General features: G+C 66.7%; 20 protein-coding genes. 4 read left to right on the top strand and 16 right to left on the bottom strand.

Annotated features, from left to right (window positions below):
• Positions 1–18: 18 nt before the first annotated feature.
• From AC3A3Q_RS01030 to AC3A3Q_RS01075, 10 genes are all read right to left on the bottom strand, one after another.
• Positions 19–447, bottom strand: coding sequence for a VOC family protein (locus AC3A3Q_RS01030; protein WP_487584493.1), 429 nt, complete (start codon positions 445–447; stop codon positions 19–21).
• Between the two features lie 97 nt (positions 448–544).
• Positions 545–3,682, bottom strand: coding sequence for a discoidin domain-containing protein (locus AC3A3Q_RS01035; RefSeq protein ID WP_487584494.1), 3,138 nt, complete (start codon positions 3,680–3,682; stop codon positions 545–547).
• Positions 3,679–4,500: a carbohydrate ABC transporter permease gene (locus AC3A3Q_RS01040; RefSeq protein WP_487584495.1), complete on the bottom strand. Its 822-nt coding sequence runs from the start codon at positions 4,498–4,500 to the stop codon at positions 3,679–3,681. The genes AC3A3Q_RS01035 and AC3A3Q_RS01040 overlap by 4 nt, the downstream gene beginning before the upstream one ends.
• The gene (locus tag AC3A3Q_RS01045) at positions 4,500–5,381 is read right to left on the bottom strand and encodes a carbohydrate ABC transporter permease (protein ID WP_487584496.1); all 882 of its coding nucleotides are present in this window, start codon (positions 5,379–5,381) and stop codon (positions 4,500–4,502) included. The genes AC3A3Q_RS01040 and AC3A3Q_RS01045 overlap by 1 nt, the downstream gene beginning before the upstream one ends.
• Complete coding sequence (locus AC3A3Q_RS01050) at positions 5,378–6,691, bottom strand: sugar ABC transporter substrate-binding protein (protein WP_487584903.1); 1,314 nt, start codon at positions 6,689–6,691, stop codon at positions 5,378–5,380. Before AC3A3Q_RS01050 ends, AC3A3Q_RS01045 begins: the two co-directional genes overlap by 4 nt.
• Positions 6,692–6,701: 10 nt before the next feature.
• Positions 6,702–8,360, bottom strand: coding sequence for a glucoamylase family protein (locus AC3A3Q_RS01055; protein WP_487584497.1), 1,659 nt, complete (start codon positions 8,358–8,360; stop codon positions 6,702–6,704).
• 76 nt (positions 8,361–8,436) lie between these two features.
• Positions 8,437–11,463 (bottom strand): TonB-dependent receptor, encoded by a 3,027-nt coding sequence (locus AC3A3Q_RS01060; protein WP_487584498.1) that lies wholly within the window; start codon positions 11,461–11,463, stop codon positions 8,437–8,439.
• A gap of 73 nt (positions 11,464–11,536) precedes the next feature.
• Positions 11,537–12,544 (bottom strand): LacI family DNA-binding transcriptional regulator, encoded by a 1,008-nt coding sequence (locus AC3A3Q_RS01065; RefSeq protein ID WP_487584499.1) that lies wholly within the window; start codon positions 12,542–12,544, stop codon positions 11,537–11,539.
• Between the two features lie 169 nt (positions 12,545–12,713).
• Positions 12,714–13,007 carry a BolA family protein gene (locus AC3A3Q_RS01070; RefSeq protein WP_487584500.1) on the bottom strand — a complete coding sequence of 98 codons (294 nt, stop codon included), beginning with the start codon at positions 13,005–13,007 and terminating at the stop codon, positions 12,714–12,716.
• The gene (locus tag AC3A3Q_RS01075) at positions 13,004–13,303 is read right to left on the bottom strand and encodes a YciI family protein (RefSeq protein ID WP_487584501.1); all 300 of its coding nucleotides are present in this window, start codon (positions 13,301–13,303) and stop codon (positions 13,004–13,006) included. Before AC3A3Q_RS01075 ends, AC3A3Q_RS01070 begins: the two co-directional genes overlap by 4 nt.
• 363 nt (positions 13,304–13,666) lie before the next feature.
• On the opposite strand from AC3A3Q_RS01075, the gene AC3A3Q_RS01080 reads away from it, so the two are divergent.
• From AC3A3Q_RS01080 to AC3A3Q_RS01090, 3 genes are all read left to right on the top strand, one after another.
• A complete protein-coding gene (locus AC3A3Q_RS01080; RefSeq protein ID WP_200604990.1) occupies positions 13,667–14,587 on the top strand; it encodes a segregation and condensation protein A in 921 nt (306 codons plus the stop codon).
• 140 nt (positions 14,588–14,727) lie between these two features.
• A complete protein-coding gene (scpB, locus tag AC3A3Q_RS01085) occupies positions 14,728–15,651 on the top strand; it encodes an SMC-Scp complex subunit ScpB (protein ID WP_487584502.1) in 924 nt (307 codons plus the stop codon).
• The gene (locus tag AC3A3Q_RS01090) at positions 15,644–17,335 is read left to right on the top strand and encodes a pseudouridine synthase (RefSeq protein WP_487584503.1); all 1,692 of its coding nucleotides are present in this window, start codon (positions 15,644–15,646) and stop codon (positions 17,333–17,335) included. The genes scpB and AC3A3Q_RS01090 overlap by 8 nt, the downstream gene beginning before the upstream one ends.
• A gap of 60 nt (positions 17,336–17,395) precedes the next feature.
• Here AC3A3Q_RS01090 and AC3A3Q_RS01095 read toward each other — a convergent pair whose 3' ends face one another.
• The 6 genes from AC3A3Q_RS01095 to AC3A3Q_RS01120 all read right to left on the bottom strand — a co-directional run bounded on the left by AC3A3Q_RS01095 (position 17,396) and on the right by AC3A3Q_RS01120 (position 24,614).
• Positions 17,396–18,178 (bottom strand): slipin family protein, encoded by a 783-nt coding sequence (locus AC3A3Q_RS01095; protein WP_487584504.1) that lies wholly within the window; start codon positions 18,176–18,178, stop codon positions 17,396–17,398.
• 26 nt (positions 18,179–18,204) lie between these two features.
• A complete protein-coding gene (locus tag AC3A3Q_RS01100; protein ID WP_487584505.1) occupies positions 18,205–19,623 on the bottom strand; it encodes an NfeD family protein in 1,419 nt (472 codons plus the stop codon).
• A gap of 81 nt (positions 19,624–19,704) precedes the next feature.
• Positions 19,705–21,945 carry an AsmA family protein gene (locus tag AC3A3Q_RS01105; protein WP_487584506.1) on the bottom strand — a complete coding sequence of 747 codons (2,241 nt, stop codon included), beginning with the start codon at positions 21,943–21,945 and terminating at the stop codon, positions 19,705–19,707.
• 87 nt (positions 21,946–22,032) lie between these two features.
• Positions 22,033–22,497, bottom strand: a complete 465-nt coding sequence (locus AC3A3Q_RS01110; protein WP_487584507.1) for an aminoacyl-tRNA deacylase — start codon at positions 22,495–22,497, stop codon at positions 22,033–22,035.
• A gap of 144 nt (positions 22,498–22,641) precedes the next feature.
• Positions 22,642–23,469: an amidohydrolase gene (locus AC3A3Q_RS01115; protein ID WP_487584508.1), complete on the bottom strand. Its 828-nt coding sequence runs from the start codon at positions 23,467–23,469 to the stop codon at positions 22,642–22,644.
• Positions 23,466–24,614: a pyridoxal phosphate-dependent aminotransferase gene (locus AC3A3Q_RS01120; RefSeq protein WP_487584509.1), complete on the bottom strand. Its 1,149-nt coding sequence runs from the start codon at positions 24,612–24,614 to the stop codon at positions 23,466–23,468. Before AC3A3Q_RS01120 ends, AC3A3Q_RS01115 begins: the two co-directional genes overlap by 4 nt.
• A 166-nt stretch (positions 24,615–24,780) precedes the next feature.
• On the opposite strand from AC3A3Q_RS01120, the gene AC3A3Q_RS01125 reads away from it, so the two are divergent.
• A complete protein-coding gene (locus tag AC3A3Q_RS01125; protein ID WP_487584510.1) occupies positions 24,781–25,263 on the top strand; it encodes a DUF3293 domain-containing protein in 483 nt (160 codons plus the stop codon).
• The last annotated feature ends 96 nt before the right edge of the window (positions 25,264–25,359 follow it).

Below are 25,359 nucleotides of genomic sequence, written 5' to 3' on the forward strand. Positions count from 1 at the left end.
GCGGCGGGCGTCGGAGAATCAGAACGTCACCTTGACCGACGGAGCGCTGCGCGTGGCCTCGCCGTGGTAGACCGCCTCGATGTTGTTTCCGTCCGGATCCAGCACGAAAGCGCCGTAGTAACCCGGATGGTAGAAGCGTTCGCCGGGAGCGCCGTTGTCCTTGCCACCGTTGGCAATCGCGGCCTCGTGGAAGGCATCGACCATGGCCCGGTCCTGGGCCTGGAACGCGAGGTGATGTCGCCCGGTCAGCTCTCCCTGTGCCGCCTCGCTGTCGCGGGTGGAGACGAACAGCTCGTCAGCCCAGAAGTAGTCATCACCTGATCCCGCCATCGGGATCTTGAGGACATCGAATACGGCCGTGTAGAACTTCCGGCTGGCGTCGAGATTGCGCACGACCAGCTGGATGTGATCGATCAGGCGACCGCGATGAAGCTCCGTCGTTTCCATGGATTCTCCTTGAGTATGGTGATACCGCGCCCTGGGGCACCGCGCCTACATACCGCACCACGCAGCGTCACGCCGTCACGTGGCGTTGATGCCGCCCTCAGCGCTGGCTGCTGGCAATCTGGATTTCAACGCTGGCGCCGGCCCGGTCGATTCGCAGCTCGTTGCCTTGCCAGCTTGCCGGCCGGCCATCGATACGCGTGCGCCCGGGCGGCTGCGGATACGGCCAGGTCAGGACGACGCCACCAGGGGGTGGCGTGAACCCTGGCGCGAGCCTGAACACGACGCGATCACCGCTTCGCTTCATCGAGTAACCCAAAGGTCCCTGGGGCGTGCGCAGGTTCGCCACGCTGACGCCCTCGCCCGCCAGCCAGTCGGCCGGGATGCCGGCGGCGACTACCAGCGAATCGTCGTCACGGCTGTAGGCGAACATGTCGAGCGCGGAGCGCACGTAGTCCGAAGCCACCCAGGCGTGCGGCAGGTCGCCGAGGAAGAACGGCTTGCGCGGCGTGCGCGAGACGACTTCGGCCCATTGGTTCCACGCGCGCGGCTGCTGGTCGGCAAAGAAGAATGCCAATGCCTCATGCGCACGATCGCGCCAGCCCAGCCGGACGAAACTGCCGATCGTGCGCAGCTCGTAGGGCGTGTAGTCCTTCCATTCGCGTGTGCCGTCGCGACGGGCGACGAACTCGCGCCAGTAGCGTTCGAAGGTGTTGTGCAGCTGGTCCTGCGGCAGGTTGGCCTGCTCGCCGCCTGGCGCCAGCGCGATGGTGGTCGAGGTCGCATCGAAATCGCCCAGCTCGGCGGCACCGGGCAGGAAGTCGATGCCGTGCTCCGACTTGGCCGCGCGCAGCGAGGCGTACAGGTCGTCGCGGAACTGGTCGCGCGAGGCGGCGAAGCGCGCGGCATCCTCGTCGTGACCGAGCCATTGCGCGATCTCGACCGCATCCTTGTAGCCGCGCAGCGTCCAGAAGTTGTCCCAGTACGAGTGCATCGGCTTGGCCGAGTAGCCCTCGTGGCTGATCGAGGCCGGCATCATTCCGTAGAAGGCGGCATTGCGGTTGCGGTTGGCTTCGGTTCGTTCGCTCTGACGCAGCTGGTCCATGTAGCGCACCGCGCCCTGCACGTGCGGCCACATCGACGCCAGCAGTTCTCGATCGCGGGTGTAGCGGAAGACTTCGGCCACGGTGAAGACCAGCTCGCCATGGCTGTCGTTCTCCGGCACCGGATCGCTGCCGCGGTCGTCGACACAGCACGGCACCTTGCCGTTGTCGAACTGGTACGGCGCGTACCAGCGCAGGAACTCCTCGGCCACGTCCTCGCGCCCCATCCGCAGCAGGCCTTCGCCGATCATGGCGCCGTCGCGGATCCACGCCCGCGAGTACGAACGAGTGCCCGGCTGCAAGCGTGGCCCGATGCGGCTGATCAGCATGTGCGCCAGCCCGGTGCGCAACGTATCGACGACATGCTGGCCCTGGGGCGGCACGTGCAACTGGACGCGGTCGAGCTTGTCGCGCCATTGCGCCGCGGCCTGCTGCTGCATCGCTTCTGCTTCGGCACTTGCCAGCGACGCGGCAAGCTGCCCGGTCAACGGCGCGATCCAGTCGATCTGCCAGGATTCGCCTGGCGCCAGATGCACGGCATGCCCGAGCACGCCGCTGCCCAGTCCGGTGGGGTCATCGACCCGGGTCGGTGAGGCGAGTGCTGCGGGCGCGTCCTGTGCATCGAACGTCGTGGCGCGCACCTGTGTCGCCGGCAGCGACAGCCTGAGTCGGGGCCGGCCATCCACCATCACCAGGTCGTTATCGAGTGCCAGCGCATGGATCGCACTGACGCCGCCGACGGTATTGAGGAACTGCGTCGGCGGGTTGACCTGCAACGGCCGTACGCGCAGGCCCAGTACGTAGTCCTGCGCAACCTTCGAGGTGTTGGTCAGGCGATAACGACCAACCAGCTGCGACTGCGATTGCGTGCCCTGTGCGAAGCCGGTGATATCGAGGCGAAAATCGGCGTGCCGCCATTGCACGGTCGGGATGGGCAGGTAGCCGTCCTGCAACGACTGCGTGATCTCCGCGCCAGCCCAGTCGACGACGCCCCGTGCCGTCGTGACTTGCGGTTCGATGCTGAAGCCGCCCTTGCCGATCTCGATCGCACCGTCCTCGCCGATCAGTCCCTGCTCGAGGCCTCCGTCGATGCCGAGGATCGTCCAGTACGTCTGCTCACCGCTGAAACCGCGAGGCCACGTGCCTCGTGGTGCCTGCGCGGCCACCGATCGCACGAAGTCATTGGGCGTGGCGGCGAATGCCAGCGGCTGCAAATCGAATTCCGCCAGCGCGAACTCCGTGGTCGGCGCCTTGAGCGGTGTCAGCCGCAGGTAGCGCGCCTCGGACTCCGGCAATGCCAGGTAATCGCTGCCACCGTCGGCCCCGCTGACCGCACGCGCGAGACGCCAATGGCGGTCGTCGTCGGAGAGTTCGACACGGTAGTCCGATGCCTGCAGACCCGGCAGCCAGCGCAGGACCAGGCCACCGAATTCGCGGATGCGCTCAAGATCGACCGTGAACTGCGGTGGCCGTGCCGTATCGATCGCTGTCCGCCATGCGGTGTCGGGCTTGCCGTCGACAGCATCGCCGGCTCGTCCACCCCCGGTCGCACTGGCATGGCCACGCAACGGCGAATCGTCCTGCGGCGGCAGGTTCCGCATCGCCAGGTCGTCGAAACAGACCGAGCCCTTGCCGCCGACGCTGTTGTAGATGGTGAACTCGATCCGGCGGCTGTGGCGCAGGGTCGGATCCGGCGCCGGCCCCCAGGCACGGCTGATGTGCCGGCGCTTGTACTGCACCTGCGTCCACTGCGCCGGGAAGGCATAGCGCGGACGATTCACCCACCAGACGTTGTCACCGCTGTCGTCGACCAGCTTGAACTGCAGGTCGTTGGCCGGCGAGTCGCCGCGCAGCTGGAACGAGAAGGCGTAGTTGTCCGGATAGTCCAGCGGCAGCTCACGCGTGATGCCGGCGTAGCCAGAGACTCCATTGAAGTCGTAGTCCAGGCACAGCGCCTTGCCGTGCGTGCCGGCGACGCTGCGCAGCTTGCCGCTGACCTGGTCGGAGGTGACCACGGTCCACGGTTTCGCTGATTCGAAGCCATCGAGCTGCCTGGTGGCACCCTGCGCCACGGGCGCGATGCCGATGCTCGCGAACAGGCCTGCAATCGCGACTGCGACCAGCCGCCCCCTCATCCCTTCACGCTCCCCACCAGCAGCCCCTGCAGGTAGTAGCGCTGCAACGCCAGGAACAGCAACAGCACCGGCAGCACGGTCACCACCGAGCCGGCCATCATCATCTCGTTGTCCTGCACATGCTCACGCGAAAGCGTCGCCAGTGCGACCGGCAGCGTCTGCAGGCTCTTGTCGCTGAGCACGATCAGCGGCCACATGAAGTCATTCCACGACGCCAGGAACACGAAGATCGCCAGCGTCACCAGGATCGGCTTGAGTACCGGCAGCACGATCTGGAAGAAGATCCGCACCTCGCCTGCCCCGTCGATCCGCGCCGCCTCGAGCAGTTCGTCCGGAATCGAACGCGCGTACTGGCGCACCAGGAAGATGCCGAACACCGTCGCCAGCGACGGCACGATCGCGCCGGCATAGCTGTTGACCAGCCCCAGCTGCTTGAGCATCAGGAACAGCGGCATCATCGTCACCTGCGCCGGGATCACCAGGGCGGCCAGCAGCACCTGGAAGATGCGATCGCGCCCGGCGAAACGAAGCTTGGCGAAAGCGTAGCCGGCCATGGTGTTGAGCAGCACGCCGATCAGCGTGGCCATGATCGCGATGAGGAAGCTGTTGAGCAGGTAGCGGCCCATGCCGGCGCGCGCGAACAGCTCGTGGTAGTTGTGCAGCGTCGCGCTGGCAGGCAGCAGCGGCGGCGGGAACTGGCTGGCTTCGCCGGGCTGCATGAACGACACCGAGAGCATCCACAGCAGCGGCGCCAGGCTGATCACGCCGAGCGCGATCAGCAGGCCGTTGATGATGGCCTTGGCCAGGCGCGGGGTCATCACTCCGCCCCCTTGCGCCGCGCGAACCAGAACAGGCCGCTGGTCACCGCCGTCATCAGCGCGAACAGCATGAACGCCACCGCCGACGCGTTGCCCAGGTTCCACCACTTGAAGCCTTCGTCATACATCAGATACAGCACGCTTACCGTGCTCTGCAGTGGCCCGCCCTGGGTCATCACGTAGGGCTCGGCGAACAGCTGGAAATAACCCGACAGGGTCAGGATCGATACCAGCAGCAGCACCGGGCCGAGCAGCGGCAGGGTGACATGGCGGAACTGGCGCAGCGGCGAGGCACCGTCGATGCGCGCCGCCTCGTACAGGTCTTCCGGGATCGACTGCAGCCCTGCCAGGAAGATGATCATGTTGTAGCCGAAGTTCTTCCACACCGCGAACAGGATGATCGTCGGCATCGCCCACTTCGGATCGCCGAGCCAGTCGACGGCATCGATGCCGACCCACGACAGCGCCCAGTTCACCAGGCCGTAGCCGGTATGGAATAGATAGCGCCAGATCACCGCCATCGCCACCACGGTGGTCACCACTGGCGCGAAATACGCCGTGCGGAACAGCGGCTTGAACCGCGCCAGTTTCGAATGCAGCAGCAAGGCGGCAGCGAGCGACACCGCGATCGACAGCGGCACGCCGACGACGACGAAGTACAGCGTGTTGCCCAGCGCCTTCCAGAACAGCGGGTTCTGCAGCAGGCCCAGGTAGTTGCCCAGGCCGACGAAGCGCAGGTTGGCGATGTCGGACAGCGAGTAGATGTCGAAGTCGGTCAGGCTCAGCGCGAGCGCGGCCAGCACCGGCAGGCCGAAGAACACCGCGATCACCGCCAGTGCCGGCCCGGCGAAGATCCAGCCGGCGGTGGTCGCGCGCATCATGGCGCCGCTCCAATAGTGCGGTGGTCGAGCATCCAGCGGCGCTTCTCGAGGATGTTGTCGGCGCGGCGGTCGAGCTCGGCCGCGGCCTCGTCGACGCTGAGGCGGCCGTTGGCCAGCTGCTCGCCGACCAGCTTGATCTCGTTGGCGATGCGCTCCCACTCCGGCACCTTCGGCGTCGGCCGCGCGCGTTCGAGCTGGTCGCGGAATGCGCGGGCGTAGACATCGTCCCTCAAGGTCGGCGCTTCCCAGGCGCTGCGTCGCGGCGGCAGGTTGCCGGTCAGTGCATGGAAGCGCACCTGCATCTCCGGCTGCGACAGATAGGCGACCAGCTTCCACGCCGCATCCTGGTGCGTGGACTTGCGGAACACGACGAAGCTGGCGCCACCGGCGACCGAGGCGCCCGGACCGTTCTCACCCGGCAGCGGCATCGTCATCCAGGTCGACTGCAACCGTGGCGGCAGGCGGTTGCGGAACTCGGCGATATTCCACGGGCCGTTGACGTAGAAACTGAAATAGCCGCGACCGAACTCGTTCCAGACATTGGCGATCTGGGTGTTGCTGGCCACCGGCGCCCACTTGTTGACGAACACGTCGCGGTAGAAGCCCAGCGCCCGCTTGAAGCCGGGACTGCGGAAGTTGCCGTAGCGCCCGTCGTCGCGCAGCAGCGGTTCCGGCGACTGGATGCCCAGGTTCAGCAGCGGCTCGGCTTCGTTCAACGGGAACAACGCGGCGTAGCGGTTTGGGCCGACCTCGCGCTTGATCGCCGCCATCGCCACTTTCCATTCCGCCCACGTGCGCGGTGGCTGGGCGATGCCGGCCTTTTCGAGCAGGTCGCGCCGGTAGAACGGCAAGCGGGTCTCGACGTACCACGGCACGGCGTAAACCGTGGTTCCGATGACGCCGGTATCCCACGCGCCCTGGAAGTAGTCGCGGGCCTGCAGGCCCGGTGTGTCGGCCAGGCGCGCATCGAGCGGCGTCAGCGCGTTGAGCAGCGAGAACTCCGATACCCAGGTGTTGCCGATCGCACCGACATCGGGCAAGGCATCGCCCGCGAAGGCGGTCAGCAGCTTCTCGTGCGCGGAAATGATCGGAAGCTGCTGCAGCTCGACACGGATCCCGGGGTTGCGACGCTCGAACTCCGGTATCAGCTGGGCGACGACCTCACCCTCGTAGCCCATCGCCCAGAAGCGGACCACTTCGCGCCGGTCGTCATCGCCCGAGCAGGCCGATACGAGGGCGGCAACCGCCAGCACTGCGATCGCCGCGCCCCATCGCAGGTGGTTGCACACTTCCTGGCGCAGGCGCGCGATCACGTCGGGCTCACTGCTGCGGCTGCTTCGACGGCGCGGTGGGCTTGGATGGCTTCGGCGCCTCGGCAGCGGCCTTCGGCGCAGGCTGCGCATCATTGGCCTGGGCTGCACGCGATTCGGCCTCGCCCAGCGCACGCGCGTTCGCGGCGTCCTTCTCGCTCTTGGTCTGCGGCAACGGCGGGGTGCTGACAGTGTCGCCCTGCGGCTGCAGCCAGCCGCCCTTGAACCCGGCCTTTTCAAGTCCTGCGCGGATGTAGGCGTTGCGCTTCATCACGTTCCAGACGAACTCGTTGCGGTAGTTGGAGATCATCGCGAGGATCGGCCCCTGGTCGATGCCGATGTAGTCGCTGGCCACCCAGCCCTTGTCCGGCACCAGGCGGCCGGTCTTGAGCGGGATGTCGAAGTCGAAGCTCGGGTTGAACGAATCGAGGAAGCCATAGCTGGAATACAGGTAATCGCCGTAGCGCTCGTGCAGCGCGACCGTGGTCGGGATGACGATCTCCGGCGCGAACGGCAGTGAGCCTATCACCGCCGTCGGCGCCAGCGTGCCGTCGTCGAAGGTGTCGCGCAGGCCGGCGCCACGCGCGGAATAGTGGCGGAACTGGCGCTGCTCGCCGCGGTATTCCTGCAGGGTCTGCTGCGGGCCGTCACTTGCGGTCAGGCCCCAGGTCTCGTGCCCGTAGTCCTCCCACTTCATCGGATTGGCGATGGCGTAGGCGCGCTGGGCGTAGGCGGCGCGGCGACTGTTCTCGAAGTAGTCGATGCCGCGCTCGCGCATGTAATCGTCCTGGATGCCGCGGAAGTCGATCCAGACATGGCTGTACTGGTGGCCGAACATCGGGCCGAAGGCGAGGAACTCCTCACCCTGGTAGACGCCCCAGACATCGTTGTAGGTGCGCGTCCACACCGTCCAGGCGTCGGCGTCCACCGGATGCGTCGGCGAGGCCATCGCCAGCACGTACAGCATCATCGCCTCGTTGTAGCCGGTCCAGTCGTGCTTGATGAAGCCGCTCTCCGGGAACCAGCCCATCGAGATCAGCGGCTTGTTCTGCTGCAGCCAGGTCCAGTCAACCTTGCGATACAGCTGGTCGGCGATGTCGCGGATCTGCTTCTCGCGCTCGTCGTCGCGATCGTAGTAGCTCTGCGCGAACAGCACCCCCATCATAAGCAATGCCGTGTCGACGCTGGAGAGCTCGACCCAGCTCTGGTAGCGATGGCCGGTGTCCATGTCGAGGAAGTGGTAATAGAAACCCTGGTACGCGCCCTTGCCCGTGTCCTGCGGGCCGGACTGCATGTCGCGGAAGAACTTCAGCGTAACCAGGGTGCGATCGACCGCCTGGTTGCGGTTGATCCAGCCGTTCTCGACGCCGATCGGATACGCGGTCAGGGCGAAGCCGACCGAGGCGATGCTGGCGAACGGGCGCGACGGGTAGCGGTCGGGCGTCAGCCCGTTTTTCTCGTTGGTGGTGTCCCAGAAGAACTGGAACGTGCGCTTCTCGATGTCGGCGAACAGCGGCGGCAGTTCGAGCTTGGCCGCCTTCAGCGGCTCCACCTCCACCGGCGGCGCCGAGGCTACGGGATACGTCTGGGATGTCGGCGTGTCCTTTCCGCACCCTGAGACAAAAGCCAGCAGGGCCAGCGTCAATACCAGCTTCCAGTTTTGCTGCATCACGTTGCCACTTATCGAAAATATGTGAATCCGACCCCGCGCTGCCGGCCGCACGCATGCGGCGGGCACCAGGGGATTACCAGGAAATCCCGAACGACAGCTTGAACGAACGCGTCGGCAACGTGATCTCGTCGGTATGGTCGCCGTACACCGGGTTGATGATGCCGTCGGTGCCCTTGAAATTCTGGAACGCCGACCAGTTCCTGGCGTTGGTGATGTTGAAGATGTCACCGCGGACCATGTACTTCAACCCTGCACCGGTATCGAACTCCTTCTGCACGGCGACGTCCCACTGGAAGAAGTTGGCATCGGCGAAGTACACCGAATCGACGCGACCGAATGCGCAGTTGTCGAGGCCAGCGGGCGTGGGCGTCATGCAGTCCAGCGTGTCCTTGGCGATCGCGCTGCTCCAGGTGAGCTTGGTGGAGAACGTGAATCCATGGGCCTGGTAGATGCCGGTGCCGACGAAGCGATGCTCGGGCACGCCGACCGACGCGACCCACGGATGGTCATGCAGATTCTCGTAGTCGAAGACGTAATGCTCATCGCTGTTGGCGGCGTTGGCGCGATTCTCCTCGCCCTTGGAATAGGTGTAGGCGAGCGTCATGCCCCAGGGCGATTCGGCGGTCAGCGGCTTCTCTGCCCACAGCAGCAACTGGTTGAGCTTGGTCTCGACACCGTTGTCGGCCTTGATAAGCGTGCCGAAGCCCGGGATCGGCTCGCCGAACGGCGCGCCACCGAAGGTCCGGCCCGGCCCATAGAACGTGCCGTCGTCGTAGCGGTTGCCCAAGGTGAAGATGATGCCGTCGTGGCTCTCGATGTGGACAAGTGTTGCCGAAGTGTTCCAGTCCACGCCGACGAAGTTCAGCGTATTGCGCATGCCGAGGCTGAACTGGTCGGAGTACGGAACCTTCAGGTCGTTGTTCATCAGGTTCACTTCCGCACCCCGGTCAGGGTCGGCGGCGACCAGGGCGTACAGCTCCTGCTGGTTGAGGAAGCGCGGATCCCAGTTGAAGCAGTTGACGTTGTCGACCGTGCAGGGGTTTCCAGGCGTGTTGAACAGCAGTGTGTACGACGGGAACGTGCTCTTGGACTGTTCCAGCGCCAGGTAGTCGAACAGATTGCGATCGTAGGCCCGGCCGGCGCCGCCGAAGATCACGTGCCGCTGGTCGGCGAACAGGTCATAGGAGAAGCCCAGGCGCGGCTGCCATGCATCCTTGAAGGCATCGCGGTTGTTGCCGGTGCTGATGTAATTCTCGATGTCGTAGCCGGCGCCGGGCTGGTGGATGTTGCTCCAGCCACGCAGTGCGGTGACCAGTTCCGGCGGCGTCACGTAGTTCTCGTAGCTGGGCGTCTTCTCGTAGTCGTAGCGCAGGCCGAGGTTGATGATCAGCTTGTCGTTGACCTCCCAGTCGTCCTGGAAGTAGATGCCGTACTGCTTGTTGCTTGACGTGATGTTGCGGTCGCCCACGCCGGGCAGCGGCGCGCCGAACCGCACCTGGTAGGGCTGGAAGGTCGCCAGCGAGGAGTTACCCAGGAAGAAAACGTTGGCCGGGTAGTTGATCGAGTACTGCGCGTTGATCGGCTGCTGTTCGAAGGCATTGATGTCGACCGCCTTGTACTTGAAGCCGGCTTTGAACGTATGCCCTTCCAGACCGGTATAGGTCAGGTCATCCTGGAAGCCCCAGCCATCCTGGCCCTTGTCCTGGAAGTCCTGGCCGCCGCCGACGTTAAGCACGGTGCCGCGCTGCGAGTTCTGGATGATGTAGCCCGGGGCCAGCACGATCGCGCGCGGATTGAACTTCTCGTCCTCGTGCGTGAGGTGCATGTCGTTGAGCCACTCGGCATTGCTCCACTGGTAGCGCAGGTCGATGCGGGTGCTGTCGTTATTGTTGGACTTGCCGTAGGTGTTGGTATTGAGCCCGCCCAGGTCGGTGATCTCCGATTCCTTGCGGTCCTTGCCGCTGAGTTCGACGAGATTGTTGTCGTTGACCTGCCAGGTCAGCTTTCCGAACCACAGGTCCTCGTCGAACGGCTCCGACGTCGGCCCGGTCAGGGCCTGCAGTTCCGGGGTCAGCGTGAAGCCCGGATCGAGCGAACCGGCGGCAATGGTGTCGGGCGTTTCAAACTCCTTCGCCTCGTAGGTGATGAAGAAGAACAGCCGGTCGCGAATGATCGGCCCGCCGAAGGCGGCGCCGTACTCGGTTTCACCCGAGGGACTCTTGCCGTTGCCTGCACGCTCTTCAGCCGGCGTCTGCTCGCGCCATTCGGGGATGTTGGCCTTGTCCCAGAAGAAGTTGCCGTGGAAATCGTTGGTGCCCGACTTGGTTACCGCGGTGACCGCGGCACTGCTGATCTGGTCGTACTCGGCCTTGTAGTTGGAGGTGATGACCTTGTACTCGCCGATCGCCAGCTGCGGGAACGGGTTGCCCTTGCTCTGGTCCTGGCCGCCGATGCCGCCCTTGAGCACATAGTTCTTCTGGCCGACGCCGTCGATGAACACATTGATGCCGTTGGAACTCTGCGCGCCGCTGCGCAGCTGCGTGGTGCCGTTGCCACGGCGGTCGAAGATCATGCCCGGCACGATGTCGGCAAAGGCCAGGAAGTTGCGCGAGGCTTGCGGCAGCGATTCGATCTGCAGCTGCGACACGTAGGTCGCGACTTCCGGGGTCTTGGTCTCGACCATCGTCGACGCCGTCACTGTCACCGTGTCGACCGTGGTTGCAGGGCCGGCCGGGGCAGTCTCGGCGACACCTCCGGTGGACAGGTTCAGCGTGGCAACCTGCCCAACCTGGACGATGATCGTGCGCGATGTCGTCTGCCCGTTGGCGACCGCGTCGATGCGATACGTGCCCGGCGGCAAGCCGCCGATGCTGTAGCCGCCATTGCTCACCTGGACCTTCCGGGTCAGGCCGGTGGCGGTGTTGGTCGCAGTGACTTCGCCCTGGCTGGCAGGCGCCGCGTCGACAGTCAGCTGGCCGCGCACGGTTGCCGAGGTGCTCTGCGCCAGCACGGTCGGTGCTGACATCGCCAGGCAGCTGGCGAGAGCGCATGCGAGCAACCGGGGCATGGGCATGCGGCGGTGGTTGTGTTGAAGCTTCATATGCTTTCCCTCTCCAAAAAGCATGGAAACGGTTGCCGCGGAGATCACGCCCGGTTACCGGCGCGCATTGCTCTCAGGCATTGGTCTGGCTCGACTCACGAACGATCAGTTCTGTCGGCAGTGCGATGGCGTTCGAATCCGGGATGGCTTCCCCCGCAACGCGCGCCAACAGCTGCCGAGCGGCACGCGCGCCGAGTTCGGCGATGTTTACCCGCATCGTCGTCAGGCTCGGATGAACGTAACGGGCCAACGGGATGTCATCGAACCCCGACAATGCGATGTCCTGCGGAACGCGCACGCCGGACTGGGCGAACGCGAACAGGCAACCCAGCGCCATCATGTCGTTGGCGGCGAAGACGGCATCGGGTCGCGGCGACGCGGCCAGCAGTTCGCGACCGGCACGATGCCCGGATGCTTCGTCGAACCCGCCCTGCACCACCCACGGCCTGGCGTCGGGCAACAGCTCCGCAAGCGCGTCGCAATATCCACGCAGTCGCTCGTGCGCATCGAAGTTGTCTTCCGGCCCGGCAATGAAAGCGATGCGGCGATGGCCGCTGTCGAACAGATGCCGGACCATCGCGACCGCACCGCCGTGGTTGTCGACGCCGATCACCGCAGCACCATCCAGCCCGGACTGGCTGTTGATCAGTACCGCCGGCAGCGACGGCTCCAGGTGCTCGCTCAGCACGGTCGGGGTGGCGACATAGGGCGACATCACCAGCAGGCCATCGACGCGACCGCGCATCGCGCGCAGTGCCGCGCCCTGCTCTTCCGGATTGCCGTGGTAGCTCGAGACCAGGAGGTGCAGGCGCGATGCGCGGGCCACCTGGTCGATGCCGCGCATCAGTTCGGAGAAGAATTCGCCGTGCAGGTCCGGCAGGACCACGCCCAGGGTCTGGGTGCGGCGACTGCTCAGGCTGCGGGCGGCGGCGTGCGGCGTGTAGCGCAGCTCATTGGCCGCAGCCAGCACCCGGTTGCGGACCTCTTCGGCAACGTTGCCGTGGCCGTTGAGTGCCCGGGAGACGGTGGCCACCGATACCTGGGCCACGCGTGCGACATCTTTGATGGTTACGCTGGCCAAGGCTGGTCGGCTCCGCGGCTTGATGCGGGCCGACTGTAATCGTTTACAAGCGCAAGTGTAAAGCGATTGTTATGCGACTTGAGACGTGGCCTGAGAACACCACGCCACAGGACTCTCAGGACTCAGGAATATGCTGCGGCGCGACATGCGCCCATGCCAACCCGCCGCCTCAGCCGACCTCGCCGGGCGCCCTGGCGCGGATCGCCAGGGCATGGATGTCGGTGTCCATCAAAGGCCCGACGGCCGCGTACACCGCCCGATGCCGGGCAATGGGACTCAGCCCGGCGAAGGCCTGGCTGACGATGTCCACGCTGAAGTGGCCGCGGCCATCGGCGGCGCCGGCATGGCCGGCGTGGCGGTGGCTGTCGTCCTGGACCTCAAGCGACTGTGGGGCCAGCGCCAATTCCAACGCGGCGCGAATGGCCGCGACCCGCTGCTCGCGGGGCAGCGGGCCGGCGCTCACGGCAGGACCTTGCGGAAGGGTCGAACTTCGACCCGCTGGTAGACCCCGGCCGCGACATAGGGGTCTGCGTCGGCCCAGGCGCGGGCGGCGACCAGCGATTCGAACTCGGCGATGACGACGCTGCCACTGAAGCCGGCCGGACCCGGGTCCTCGGCGTCGATGGCCGGGCACGGCCCCGCCAGCAGGAGCCGGCCCTGGTCGCGCAGCGCGGTCAGGCGGGCCAGGTGCTCCGGGCGGGCCTGCAGGCGCTGGGCGAGTACTTCGTTGCCGTCATATCCTTCGATCACGTACCACATGCGTTCTGTGCATCCTGTCGGGTCTGGATGAATTGTAGCCATTGCCCGCGAAGCCGCCGCTGGACAGGGCCAGAACGAGGCCGTAACCTAGCTTCCACAGCCCAAGGCCGGATGCAGCGGCCGTCGCGACTGGCTCCCCACACCGTCGCCATGCACGCACCCAGGTGGTGCGCCGCTGCCCCCAACGGCCTGCGCCCGTAACCCGGATCGACTTTCGCCGCCACGCCCCCGCTTGGTGTACAGGTCGTAGCCGTTCGGGCTCAGCACCGACTTAAGCAGTCCGTTGCACCCATATGGTGGCCTCATCAGGCCTCCAGCACCGAAGCGATAGCAGTGCCCACGGCCCGGAGGGGCCGGTTCCGAATGACCGAAGAACGCGCAGCCGACGCGAGCGACCCGCAGATCGTGGTCGCCCAGTCCCAGGCTCCCACGCACCCGCAGCAGCAGGAAATGCCGCTGGCGGTAGTGCATGGCCAGCCGGTGCTGCAGATACCGCAGGACCTGTACATCCCGCCGGACGCCCTGGAGATCATCCTGGACGCGTTCGAAGGACCGCTGGACCTGCTGCTCTACCTGATCCGCCGGCAGAACCTGGACATCCTCGACATACCCGTGGCGGACATCACCCGCCAGTACGTCGCCTACATCCAGGCCATGCACGAGATGCGCTTCGAGCTGGCCGCCGACTACCTGGTCATGGCCGCGATGCTGGCCGAGATCAAGTCGCGCATGCTGCTGCCGCGCTCGGCCGCCGAGGAAGGCGAGGAAGACGACCCGCGCGCCGAGCTGGTGCGCAGGCTGCAGGAGTACGAACGCTTCAAGAAGGCCGCCGAAGACATCGACACCCTGCCCCGGCAGGATCGCGACACGGCACCGGTGCAGGCCTTCGTGCCCGACCGCGCCTCGGTCCGCCTGCCGCCGCCGGTGGAGCTCAAGGAGATGCTGCTGGCGCTGCACGACGTGTTCAAGCGCGCCGAGCTGTTCACCCAGCACGCGATCAAGCGCGATGCACTGAGCGTCCGCCAGCGCATGGGCGAGCTGCTGGAGCGACTCAAGGACGGCAGCTTCTACCGCTTCGAATCGCTGTTCACCGCCGAGGAAGGGAAGCTCGGCGTGGTGGTGACCTTCCTGGGCCTGCTGACGCTGGCCAAGGAGCAACTGGTCGAGATCGTGCAGGACGCGCCGTTCGCGCCGATCTACGTCAAGTCGCTGGCACTGCTGAAGGAAGGGGAAGAGATCGAGCTGAGCAGCGAGTTCGACGAACCGGCTGCGAATGACGACTGAGTCTTGTGACATCGCGTCGTCACCGCGTCATCCCGGCGGAAGCCGGGACCCATTTTGATATTCGCTGCAGCTCAAGGTGGATCCCGGCTTTCGCCGGGATGACGAACACATAACACTGCCAGGCACAAACGAACCCATCCATGGATCAACAGCTAGTCATCCGCATCGTCGAAGCCGCCCTGCTGGCCTCCAACCAGCCGTTGACGCTGGCCCAGTTGCAGGCGCTGTTTCCCGACGACCAGCCGGCGCCGGCCGACAGCGTCGAACAGGCGATCGAAGCACTGCGCGCGGGCGATGAGAACCGCGGCGTGGAACTGGTCGAGGTCGCCTCGGGTTTCCGCTTCCAGGTCAAGGCCGACGTCCACCCCTGGGTGGCCAGGCTTTGGACCGAACGGCAGACCCGCTACACCCGCGCCACCCTCGAGACCCTGGCGCTGATCGCCTACCGCCAGCCGATCACGCGCGGCGAGATCGAGCAGGTCCGCGGCGTAGCGGTCAACAGCAACATCATCAAGGCACTGGAAGAGCGCGAGTGGATCCGCGTGGTCGGCCATCGCGACGTACCCGGCAAGCCGGCCCTCTTCGGCACCACCCGCGGCTTCCTCGACTACTTCGGCCTCAAGCGCCTGGACGAGCTGCCGCCGCTGTCGGAACTCAAGGACATCGGCGAGTTGGAACCGCAGCTGCAGTTCGACGGCGCGCCGCCGATCGCAGCCGGCGGAATCGCCGAGGGCGTGGGTGCCGACGAGGCCTCGAACTCCGACCTCGACATCGAGGCCGAAAACGAAGCCACCGCCGAAGCCAGCATCGAAGTCGTGGACGACATGACGGCCTTCGGCGACACGGAAGACCTGGAAGCCGGCGACGAGCAGATCGACGCCGACTTCGACGGGTCCGACGAACAAGACACCGCCCCACAGGGCACACCCGATGCCGCGCCGGGAATGCGCGCGGCGGACGTGAACGATCCCGAGCAAGACATACACGCCGTCGAGACGACGACCGTTCCGGAAGACACAGACGAGGCCGAACTGGCCGAGTCGGAGCAATACAAAAATGACTGAAGAAAAGAGCCGCAAGCTCACCCTCAAGCGCATCACCGACACCACGGGCGAAGCGCCGCGGCTGGAAGAGCGCCTGCACAAGGTCCTGGCCCAGGCCGGCCTTGGCTCGCGCCGTGCGCTGGAACAGCGGATCGCCGACGGCCTGGTCAAGGTCAACGGTGAGGTCGCGCAGGTCGGCATGAGCGTCAAGAGTGGCGACAAGGTCGAGCTCGACGGACGCCAGTTCGTCGCCAGCGCGCTGACCGATCCCTCGCGCGTGCTGATGTACAACAAGCCCGAAGGCGAAGTGACCACGCGCGAAGACCCCGAAGGTCGCCCGACCGTGTTCGAGTCCCTGCCCGCCCTCAAGGGTGCGCGCTGGATCGCGATCGGCCGCCTCGACATCAACACCACCGGCCTGCTGCTGCTGAGCACCGACGGTGAACTGGCCAACGCGCTGATGCACCCGTCGTTCGAAGTCGAACGCGAGTACGTCTGCCGCGTGCGCGCACCGGAAGGCCAGGACGTGGTCCCCGAGAACATCGTCGACCGCCTCGCCCGCGGTGTCGCGCTCGAAGACGGCCCGGCCAAGTTCGACGAGATCGAACGCATCGGCGGCACCGATTCGCACGACTGGTTCCGCGTCGTGGTCAAGGAAGGCCGCAACCGCGAAGTGCGCCGCCTGTGGGAATCGCAGGGTTGCCAGGTCAGCCGCCTCAAGCGCGTGCGCTACGGCGACGTCGCGCTGCCGCGCGAGCTGCTGCGTGGCCAATCGCGTGAGCTGGCGTCCGATGCGGTCGAAGCACTGCGCAACAAGCTCGGCCTCGAGGACGGTGCACCGTCGTCGCTGACGCTGCAGCCGGTGATCGGCCAGCGCAAGGCGACCAAGGCCACCATCGACCTCACTGGTCGCGCCCGTTCCAATGGTTACGTCGGTGGCCACAACACTGCCGATGAAGGCCGTGAGCTGCGCCGCTTCGACCACGTGCGCGAAGACCGTGGCGGCCGTGGCCGTGGCGGTCCGCGCAAGCACGGCGGCCTGACGGTGAGCGGCGAAGCCGCCGCCAACCAGTCGCAGAAGCCGTTCAAGCAGCGCAAGGAAAAAGGTCCCAAGCCGTTGCCGGATGGCAATCCGGCGGCGTTCCGCACCTGGTACGTGCCCGACGGTGTCAGCACCGGTCCCAGCGGCCACCGCAATCCGGATGGTCGCGGCAAGGGTCCGGGCCAGGGTCGTCCGCAGGGCGGCAAGGGTCCGCGTCCGGGTGGCGGCGGTGGTCGTCCCGGTGGTGGCGGCTACGGCGGCGAGCGTTCCGGTGGCTTCGGCGGCGAAGGCCGCGGCGGCTTCGGCGAGCGCGGTCCGCGTCGTGAAGGCGGCGGTGGCGGCGGTCAGGGTCAGGGACAGCGCAGCTCGCGTCCTTACGGGCATCCGGGCAACGCGCCGAGCTTCCCGTCCGATCACGCCAATCCGGGTGCCTTCAATCCTTACGGCGACAAGCCGCGCGCCCCGCGTCCGGCGGGTGGTCGCCCCGGTGGCGGCGGTCGTCCGGGTGGCGGCGGCCCCGGTGGTCACGGTGGTCCCGGTGGTCGTCCCGGCGGCGGTGCACGTCCGGGCGGCGCTGGCCGTCCGGCCGGCGGCCCGCGTCCGGGCGGTCCGCGCGGTGGCGGTCGCCCCGGTGGCGGTCGCGGTCCGCGCGGCGGCGCTTGATCGCCATCTGAAATGACGGAATGACAAAGGGCGCTTCGGCGCCCTTTGTTTTTCTGCACGTCATTCCCGCGAAGGCGGGAACCCAGGGTCGTTGCTCCTGCCCCTGTCCACCCACAGCTGGATCAGCTCCATCGGCAGCGGGAACACGATCGTCGAACTCTTCTCGCCGGCGATCTCGGTCAGCGTCTGCAGGTAGCGCAACTGGATCGCGCGCGGATCGCCGCCCAGCAGGCGTCCCGCCTCGACCAGCATCGCCGCCGCCTGGCGTTCGCCTTCGGCGTGGATCACCTTGGCGCGACGCACGCGTTCGGCCTCGGCCTGGCGCGCAATGGCGCGGACCATCGTCTCGTTGAGGTCGACACGCTTGATCTCGACGTTGGCGACCTTGATGCCCCAGGCGTCGGTCTGGCTGTCGAGGATGTTGCGGATGTCGTCGTTGAGCTTCTCGCGTTCGGCCAGCATCTCGTCGAGTTCGTGCTGCCCCAGCACCGAACGCAGCGTGGTCTGCGCCAGCTGGCTGGTGGCTTCGTAGAAATGCTCGACGTTGATGATCGCCTTCTGCGGGTCGACCACGCGGAAGTACACCACCGCATTGACCTGCACCGAGACGTTGTCGCGCGAGATCACGTCCTGCGGCGGCACGTCCATCACCACGGTGCGCAGGTCCACCCGCACCATCTGCTGCACGACCGGTATCAGCAGGATCAGGCCCGGCCCCTTCACCTTCCAGAAGCGGCCAAGCTGGAACACGACACCGCGTTCGTACTCGCGCAGCACCTTGATCGCTGTGATCAGGATCACCGCCAGCAGCACGATCGCCGGGAAGTACATCGCCAGGTACATGGAAGCTCTCCTTCAGTGGAACGCGTTCAGTGAGGCTGCGTCGTTTCCTCGTCGGGCACCACGCGCAGCACCAGTCCGTCCAGGGCCAGCACGCGCACCGCCTGCCCACGTCGCACCCGCACAGTCGAACTGGCCTGCCAGTGCTCGCCGCGGATATGCACCTGGCCTGCGCCGTCGAAGTCGCGCGTGGCCACGGCCAGTTGCCCGATCAGTTCTTCCTGGCCGCTGACCACCGGTTGCCGCCGTGCGCGCGAGGCCAGCCAGATCATGCCCATGAACACCAGCGCGGTGGCCGCACCAATGCCGGCGATCAATCCACCCGGCACGCCGAACCCGGGCACCTGCGTGTCGAACAGGATCAGCGAACCGGCCACCAGCGCGACCACGCCGCCGACGCCGGCCGCACCCACGCTCGGCATCGCGAACTCGATCGCGATCAGCGCCACGCCCAGCACGATCAACGCGACACCGGCGTAGTTCACCGGCAGCACCTGCAGTCCGTAGGCCGCCAGCAGCAGGCAGATCGCGCCGACCATGCCGGGCAGGATCGCGCCGGGGCTGTAGCCTTCGAACACCAGTCCATACAAGCCGATCAGCAACAGCAGGTACGCCACCGTCGGCTCGGTGAGCACGGCCAGCAGGCGCGCGCGCCAGTCTGGCGTCAACACCGTCACCGGTTGGCCGACCAGATCGAGCGTCACTTCGCGCTGGGCGAGCCGCACCTTGCGGCCGTGCGCATGGCGAAGCAGCTGGTCGGTGTTGCCTGCGATGATCTCGATCACGCCCTGCGACAACGCCTGTGTCGCCGTCAGCGTCGCCGCGTCGCGCACGGCGGCTTCGGCGAATTCGCCGTTGCGTCCGCGCAGTTCGGCCAGGCTGCGCAGGTAGCCAACGGCATCGTTGACCGACTTGCGCGACATCGCATCGCGTGGTTCGTGGCTCGGCGGCGGCGTGGTGGCCGGCGCATTCCCTGCTGGAGGCTCGCGTTGCCCGCGTGGTTCATCCGGCGCCCGCTCCGGCCCCGCACCGGGCCCGCCCATCGACACGGGCGTGGCGGCACCGAGCGAGGTCGCCGGCGACATCGCCGCCAGGTGGCAGGCATACAGGATGTAGGTTCCGGCGCTGGCGGCACGCGCGCCTTCCGGCGCGACCCAGGCAATGACCGGAACGGGCGATGCGAGGATCGCCTGGTTGATGTCGCGCGTGGCCGCATCGAGGCCACCGGGGGTGTCGATACGCAGCACCACCGCGCGGGCACCTTCATCGCTGGCGCGCTTGAGCCCGCTGCGCAGGTAATCGCGCGTGGCCGGCCCGATCCCGCCCTTGATGTCGAGCAGCAGGACCGCACCCGACGGCGCCTGCGCGGTTGGTGTCTGCGCACTCATGGGCAACGCCGCCACCAGCAGCGCGCAGGCAACCACCCACGATCGGAAGTGCACGTTCATCGGTGCGCCGGCGAGCGCGCAGAGCGCCCGCCACGGTACGAGTTAACTCCACCCTCCGTTAAGGAAACGGAAGCGGGGAATTCAGCGCAGCAGGTTGGGCTGCGACTCGTACCACTGCTTGGCCTTGATCATGTGGAAGTCGCGCTGGCCGTTGTTGACCGCCACCGCGCAACTGAGCACGCCCCAGTTCGCATACAGGCTGCCGACGCGGCTCTTGCCCTTCAGGCGCAGGCGCGCCTTGAGGTCATAGCGCTGGTTGCTGGCCTGCACCCGGTCGAGCACCAGCACGTCGTCCCGCCACTGCACGTTGGCGCTGACCTGGGCCTGGCCGGAGTCGATCATCTTGTAGACCCACTTGGGGTAGTCGCGCTTGCGCGAGAACAGCGCGAGCAGGAAGCCGACATCCTTCATGGCGATGTTGGCGCGACCGTTGACCGTGGCCGGCTTGTCCCAGTCCATCCGCGCCCGCTGCAGCTCGATCCGCGCCCACCAGCCACTGCGTGACTCGCCGCCGGGCTCGGTGAAGCTCATGTTGGTCAGCGCCACCCGGGTGCCATCGATGTTGAAGTTGTGGCCGGTCAGGTCCGCACGCCGCAGCTGCGTGTTGACGTCGACGTTGCCGCGCAGGGAAATGCCGGCGAAGTGGATCTGCGTGCCGTTGCCCTTGACCCGCATCACGCCGGTACCGACCGTGCCTGCACCATCGAGCACCACGTCGCCACTGACCGTTCCGGCGCCACCTTCGAAGCGCATCTGCGCCACCGGCAGGTAGCGGTTGTAGGCGCGCAGGTCGGGGACGCGCGCGTCGGCGAAGACCAGGTGCGCCCGCAGCGCGTCGCGGACTTCCTTCACCGCGCCGGGTTGCCTGAGCTTCGCACGCTCCAGCCCGGAGACCGTCTGCAGGTCCAGACGCAGGTTCTGGCCTTCCACGTACGGCCGATTGGGCGCGTCCTCCGCGGCGATGTTGAAGCGGTCCATCACCAGCTCGAGATACGGCAGCAGTTCGTCGTTGGGGCCTGCATCAAGCCGGCCCGAGGCGCGCGCGCGGCCCTGGATGCGGCTGCCCATGACATGCGCCACGGCATCGACCTCGGGTATGCCGAAGCGGCTGCCGGCGGCGATCTTGCCGTTGACGACCTGCACGTCGGCATCGACTGCGCCGGAGCCATCCAGCGCCAGCCAGGGCGCATTGAACAGGTTGCCCAGCCAGCGCAGCGACGAGAACTCCCAACGGCCCACTACGTGGCCGGAGGTGCGTGGCACGACCGTCTTGAAGTCCTGCAACGGGATGTCGGTTCCGCGAAGTCGCAGGTCGGCATCGAGGAACAGCGGTTTGCCTTCCTGCGCAGGTGCCTTCGCCTTGAACACGATGTCGCGATCGACATCGAGCAGGAAGTCCAGCGCGCCCTCGCGAGGCTTGCCGGCGATGTCGGTGCCGGTCACGGGCATGTGCCAGCGCAGCTCGCTGCCGGGTTTGAGCGAGCCGCGTGCGAAGGCCAGCCTGGCGTGCGCCTTGCCCTGGCCGGGCACGGTCGAGATCGTGACCTTGCCCTGCTTGTCGGTGACGGTCTTCACTGCGGCCGACAGCCCATCCAGGCTGAGTTCGGCATCGGTCATCAGCAGCTTGCGGACGCCCGGCGCCTGCGCTCGGGTATGGCGGGCGATCGCGAAGCGCGCATCGATGCGCGCATCGTGCAGCATCGTGTCGCCCTTGTACGCCAGCCGAGCCTTGTCGAAATGCGCGGTCGAGGGCATCAGCTCGAGCGCGCCGCCACGCAGTTGCTTGTAGAAACCGACTTCCGCGCTACCCGGGCCCTGCAATTGCAGACCGGCGAAATGCCCGCTGCGGATCGAGTCGGTGTGGATACGGTCGAATCGCAGCACCCAGCCCCCGGGTCGTGGCTGCGGCGGCGGCTTGCGAACCTCGAGCAGGTCCGCGCCGCCGCTCACGTCGAAGGCCTCCACGTCCGGCACGCGGACTTCCTTGTGCAGCAGCGGCAGGATCGCCACGCTCCCTTTCGCCTTGCCGGCCTGCACCGACCAGCGGGTGCGGCCGACCTGCCCTTTCATGTCCACGTCCCAGACGGTCACGCGGCCGGGCCAAAGGGTGATGCCCGGCCCCCACTGGATCTGGAACTTCTCCGGCTTGCGGTTGGCGACCCAAGGTCCCAGCGGCGTGTTGAGGAACAGGTTGCCGAGCAGGAAGTAGGCCGCGTAGAGGATCAGCAACCCCAGCACGATGCGCCTGAGCCACGGGCGCACGTTCGGCGGAAGGCGATTCCAGTACGACCGGAGCTGGCTGTTCCACTGGGCGCTGTTCATGCGCGCAGCTTAGCCAACGGATTGTGAGAACCGGCATCACACCCGAACCCCGGCGGAAGGGGCCTGGAAGCCCCTTCCGTTACAAGGCTAGTGACGGGTGAGATGGACCACGCGCGGGTGTACCAGCCGCTCGAAATCGCCCCAGCCCATGCGCATCAGCTCGCGATGGTTGCCGGCGTTGAAGGCGATGCGATCGTCTTCGGAAAGGGTGTCAGCGGCATACACCTCCATTCCATAGAGGTTGCCAAAAGGTGGCATCGCACCGACCTCGCATTCGGGGAAGCGATCCTTGAAATCGGATTCGCTGGCAAGCGAGACCTCGCGCGCCCCGCTGACCTGGCGCAGGCTGGCAAGGTCCAGCCACTCGCTCGACGGGATCACGGCCATCGCCAGTTTTCCGTCGAGACGGACCATGACCGTCTTGGCCATCTCGTGCTCGTCGATGTGGGCGCTGGCCGCGGTGGCCTGTGCGGTGAACGCATGCGGATGCGTCATCGTGTCGTAGACGACGCGATTGGAATGAAGGAACTCTTCAAGGCGTGGGGATGACATGGCCTGGACTCCCTGATTGCGGAGCCGGCGCGGCAGGTCCGGTGACAGCGGGCGCGTCGCGCCGGCGTCCTTGTCGATCGAAATTCGCCGCGATCGCGCGGCCAGGCCAGTGTAGTACACCCACCGGCCTCGCCGATGGCCCGTTCATTTCAGCTCGAAGGCATCACCGTCGAGCATGGCCGGGAAGCGTTCCCGGTGTGCCGCAAGTTCGGCGGCCAGCAGGGTCGTGGTGACCACCACTTCCTCGTCGGCGCATTCACTGACGGCGTGACCCACGAAGTCGATTACGGCGCTGTCGCCGGCGTAGTGCAGGCCGTTGCCGTCGGTGCCGACGCGATTGACCGCGGCGACATAGCTCAGGTTCTCGATCGCGCGTGCACGCAGCAGCGTCTTCCACGGGTAGCTGCGCGCCGACGGCCAGTTGGCGACGAAGACCAGCAGGTCGTAGTCGAGCTGGCCGGGACGCTCGACATCGAAACGGTTGCGCGAGAACACCGGGAAGCGCAGGTCGTAGCAGACCAGCGGGCAGATCCGCCAGCCGCGCCATTCCAGAACCAGCCGGTCGCGGCCGGCGGCGTAACGCTCGTGCTCGCGGGCATAGCGGAAGAGATGGCGCTTGTCGTAGGTGTGGAGTACGCCGTCGGGCGTGGCGAACAGCAGGCGGTTGAAGACGCCCTCGTCGGTGCGCAGCTGCACGCTGCCCATCACCGCCGCGTCGAGCTTGCGCGCCTGTTCGCCGATCCATGCCACGGTCGGGCCATCCATGCCTTCGGCGTTGCCGATCGCATCGTTGGAGAAGCCGCTGGTGAAGGTCTCCGGCAGGATCACCAGGTCGGTCGTGCCGTGCAGCGGCGCGATCAGTCGACCGTAGTACTCGCGGTTGCCGGCCGGATCGTGCCAGCGGGTTTCGCCCTGGACCAGCGAGACGCGCAAGTTGGTCGTCGGTGCTGAAGGCGTGGAATCAGACGTCATAGCTTCTGCAGCCTCTCGATGGCGGCGTCCAGTGTGGCCTCGTTCTTGGCGAAGCACAGGCGCGCCAGGCGCTGTCCCTGCGGAGGCGTTTCGTAGAACGGCGAAAGCGGGATCGCGGCGACGCCCTTCTCGATCGTCAGCCAGCGGCAGAACGCGGCATCGTCGAGGTCGCTGACCGCCGAGTAGTCGACCAGCTGGAAATAACCGCCCGGCACCGGCAGCGGCTTGAGGCGCGTGGTCAGCAGCTGCTCGCGGAAACGGTCGCGCTTGGCCTGATAGAACGCGCCGAGCTGCTCGTAGTGCTCGGGTTCGGCTTCGATCATCTCGGCGAATGCCCATTGCGCCGGGGCGAACGTGCAGAAGGTGTTGTACTGGTGCACCTTGCGCAGTTCGGCCGACAGGGCCGGCGGCGCGATGCAGTAGCCGACCTTCCAACCGGTGCAGTGGTAGGTCTTGCCGAAGCTCGAAACGACGAAGGCGCGATCGCGCAGCTCTGGATGGCGCAACACCGACTCGTGGATGCGGCCATCGAACACGATGTGTTCGTAGACCTCGTCCGACAGCAGCAGGATGTCGGTGCCGCGCAACAACGCGGTCAGCTGCTCGATGTCGTCGGCGTCGAACATCGCGCCGGACGGGTTGTGCGGCGAGTTGACCATCAGCAGCCGCGTCTTGTCGGTGATCGCGGCGCGCACCAGGCTCCAGTCCGGGGCAAAGGTCGCCGGGTCGAGCGGGACATGCACCGCGCGGCCGCCGGCCAGGTCGATTGCCGGCTCGTAGCAGTCGTAGCAGGGGTCGAGCACGATCACTTCATCCCCCGGCCGGACCACGGCGGCGATCGCATCGAAGATCGCCTCGCTGGCGCCCGAGGCAACGGTGACCTTGGCGTCGGCATCGGGTCGATAGCCATAGCAGCGCTCGGTCTTGGCCGCGATCGCCTGGCGCAGCGCCGGGATGCCGGTCATCGGCGCGTACTGGTTGTGGCCATCGCGCATGGCGCGGTCCAGCGCCTCGATCAGGCGGTTGGGCACGGCGAAGTCGGGGAAGCCCTGGCCGAGGTTCACGGCCTTGTGCTCGACCGCGAGCTGCGACATCACGGTGAAGATGGTGGTGCCGACCTTCGGCAGTTTGGTTTGCAGGGTCATCTCAAGGGGTGCTTGGAGGCCGGAGCCGTCGAGGCGGACAAGTGTAAGGATGCGCGCGCCACGGTGTCATGACGGGGCGTCATGACGAGTGGTCATCACCTCATCGGCCGGGTGGACTTGACCGGCACGTTTGCACTACCCGACGCCCGCAATCACACTCCGCGCCATGCGCGAGCTGCAGATCGTCAATGCCCTCGAACTGGCCACCGCTTATGCCGCCGCGGAGTACGTGGTCGTGCTCGACGGCGACGCCCTGCCGCTTCGGGTCGGCCTGCCGGCGAGCGACCTGGAAGCCTATTGGCCGGCATCGCGCTATGCCTTCATCACCGCCTGGAACCCGGCCTCGCAGCCGCGTTCGGACTCGGCCAACCAGGCCGCCGATGCCTTGCTGGTGGCCCAGCTCGACGCCGTCGGCGCTACCCGCCATCCCGCCTGGGCGCAGGACCCGGGCGGCCAGTGGCGCGAACCGGGCTGGCTGTTGGCGGGCCTCGAGGAGACCGACCTGCTGCGGCTGGCGATCGAGTTCGGCCAGGCCGCCGTCCTGGCCTGGCACCCCGGCGAACCGGTCCGGCTGCGGATGCTGATGCCCCGCCCGTCTGCCATACCGACCGTTCCGACGGTGGAACACACCGACTGGGTCGCCGGCTGACGGTCGTCAGAGCCAGTTCTGGCGGGAATTTCCGGGCCGCCTCGGGCGGCGGCCGTCCGGGCGCGACACGCCTGGACAAGCCGGTTCCCCGGCTAC

Source organism: Lysobacter sp. Soil_C_59 (assembly GCF_057656415.1).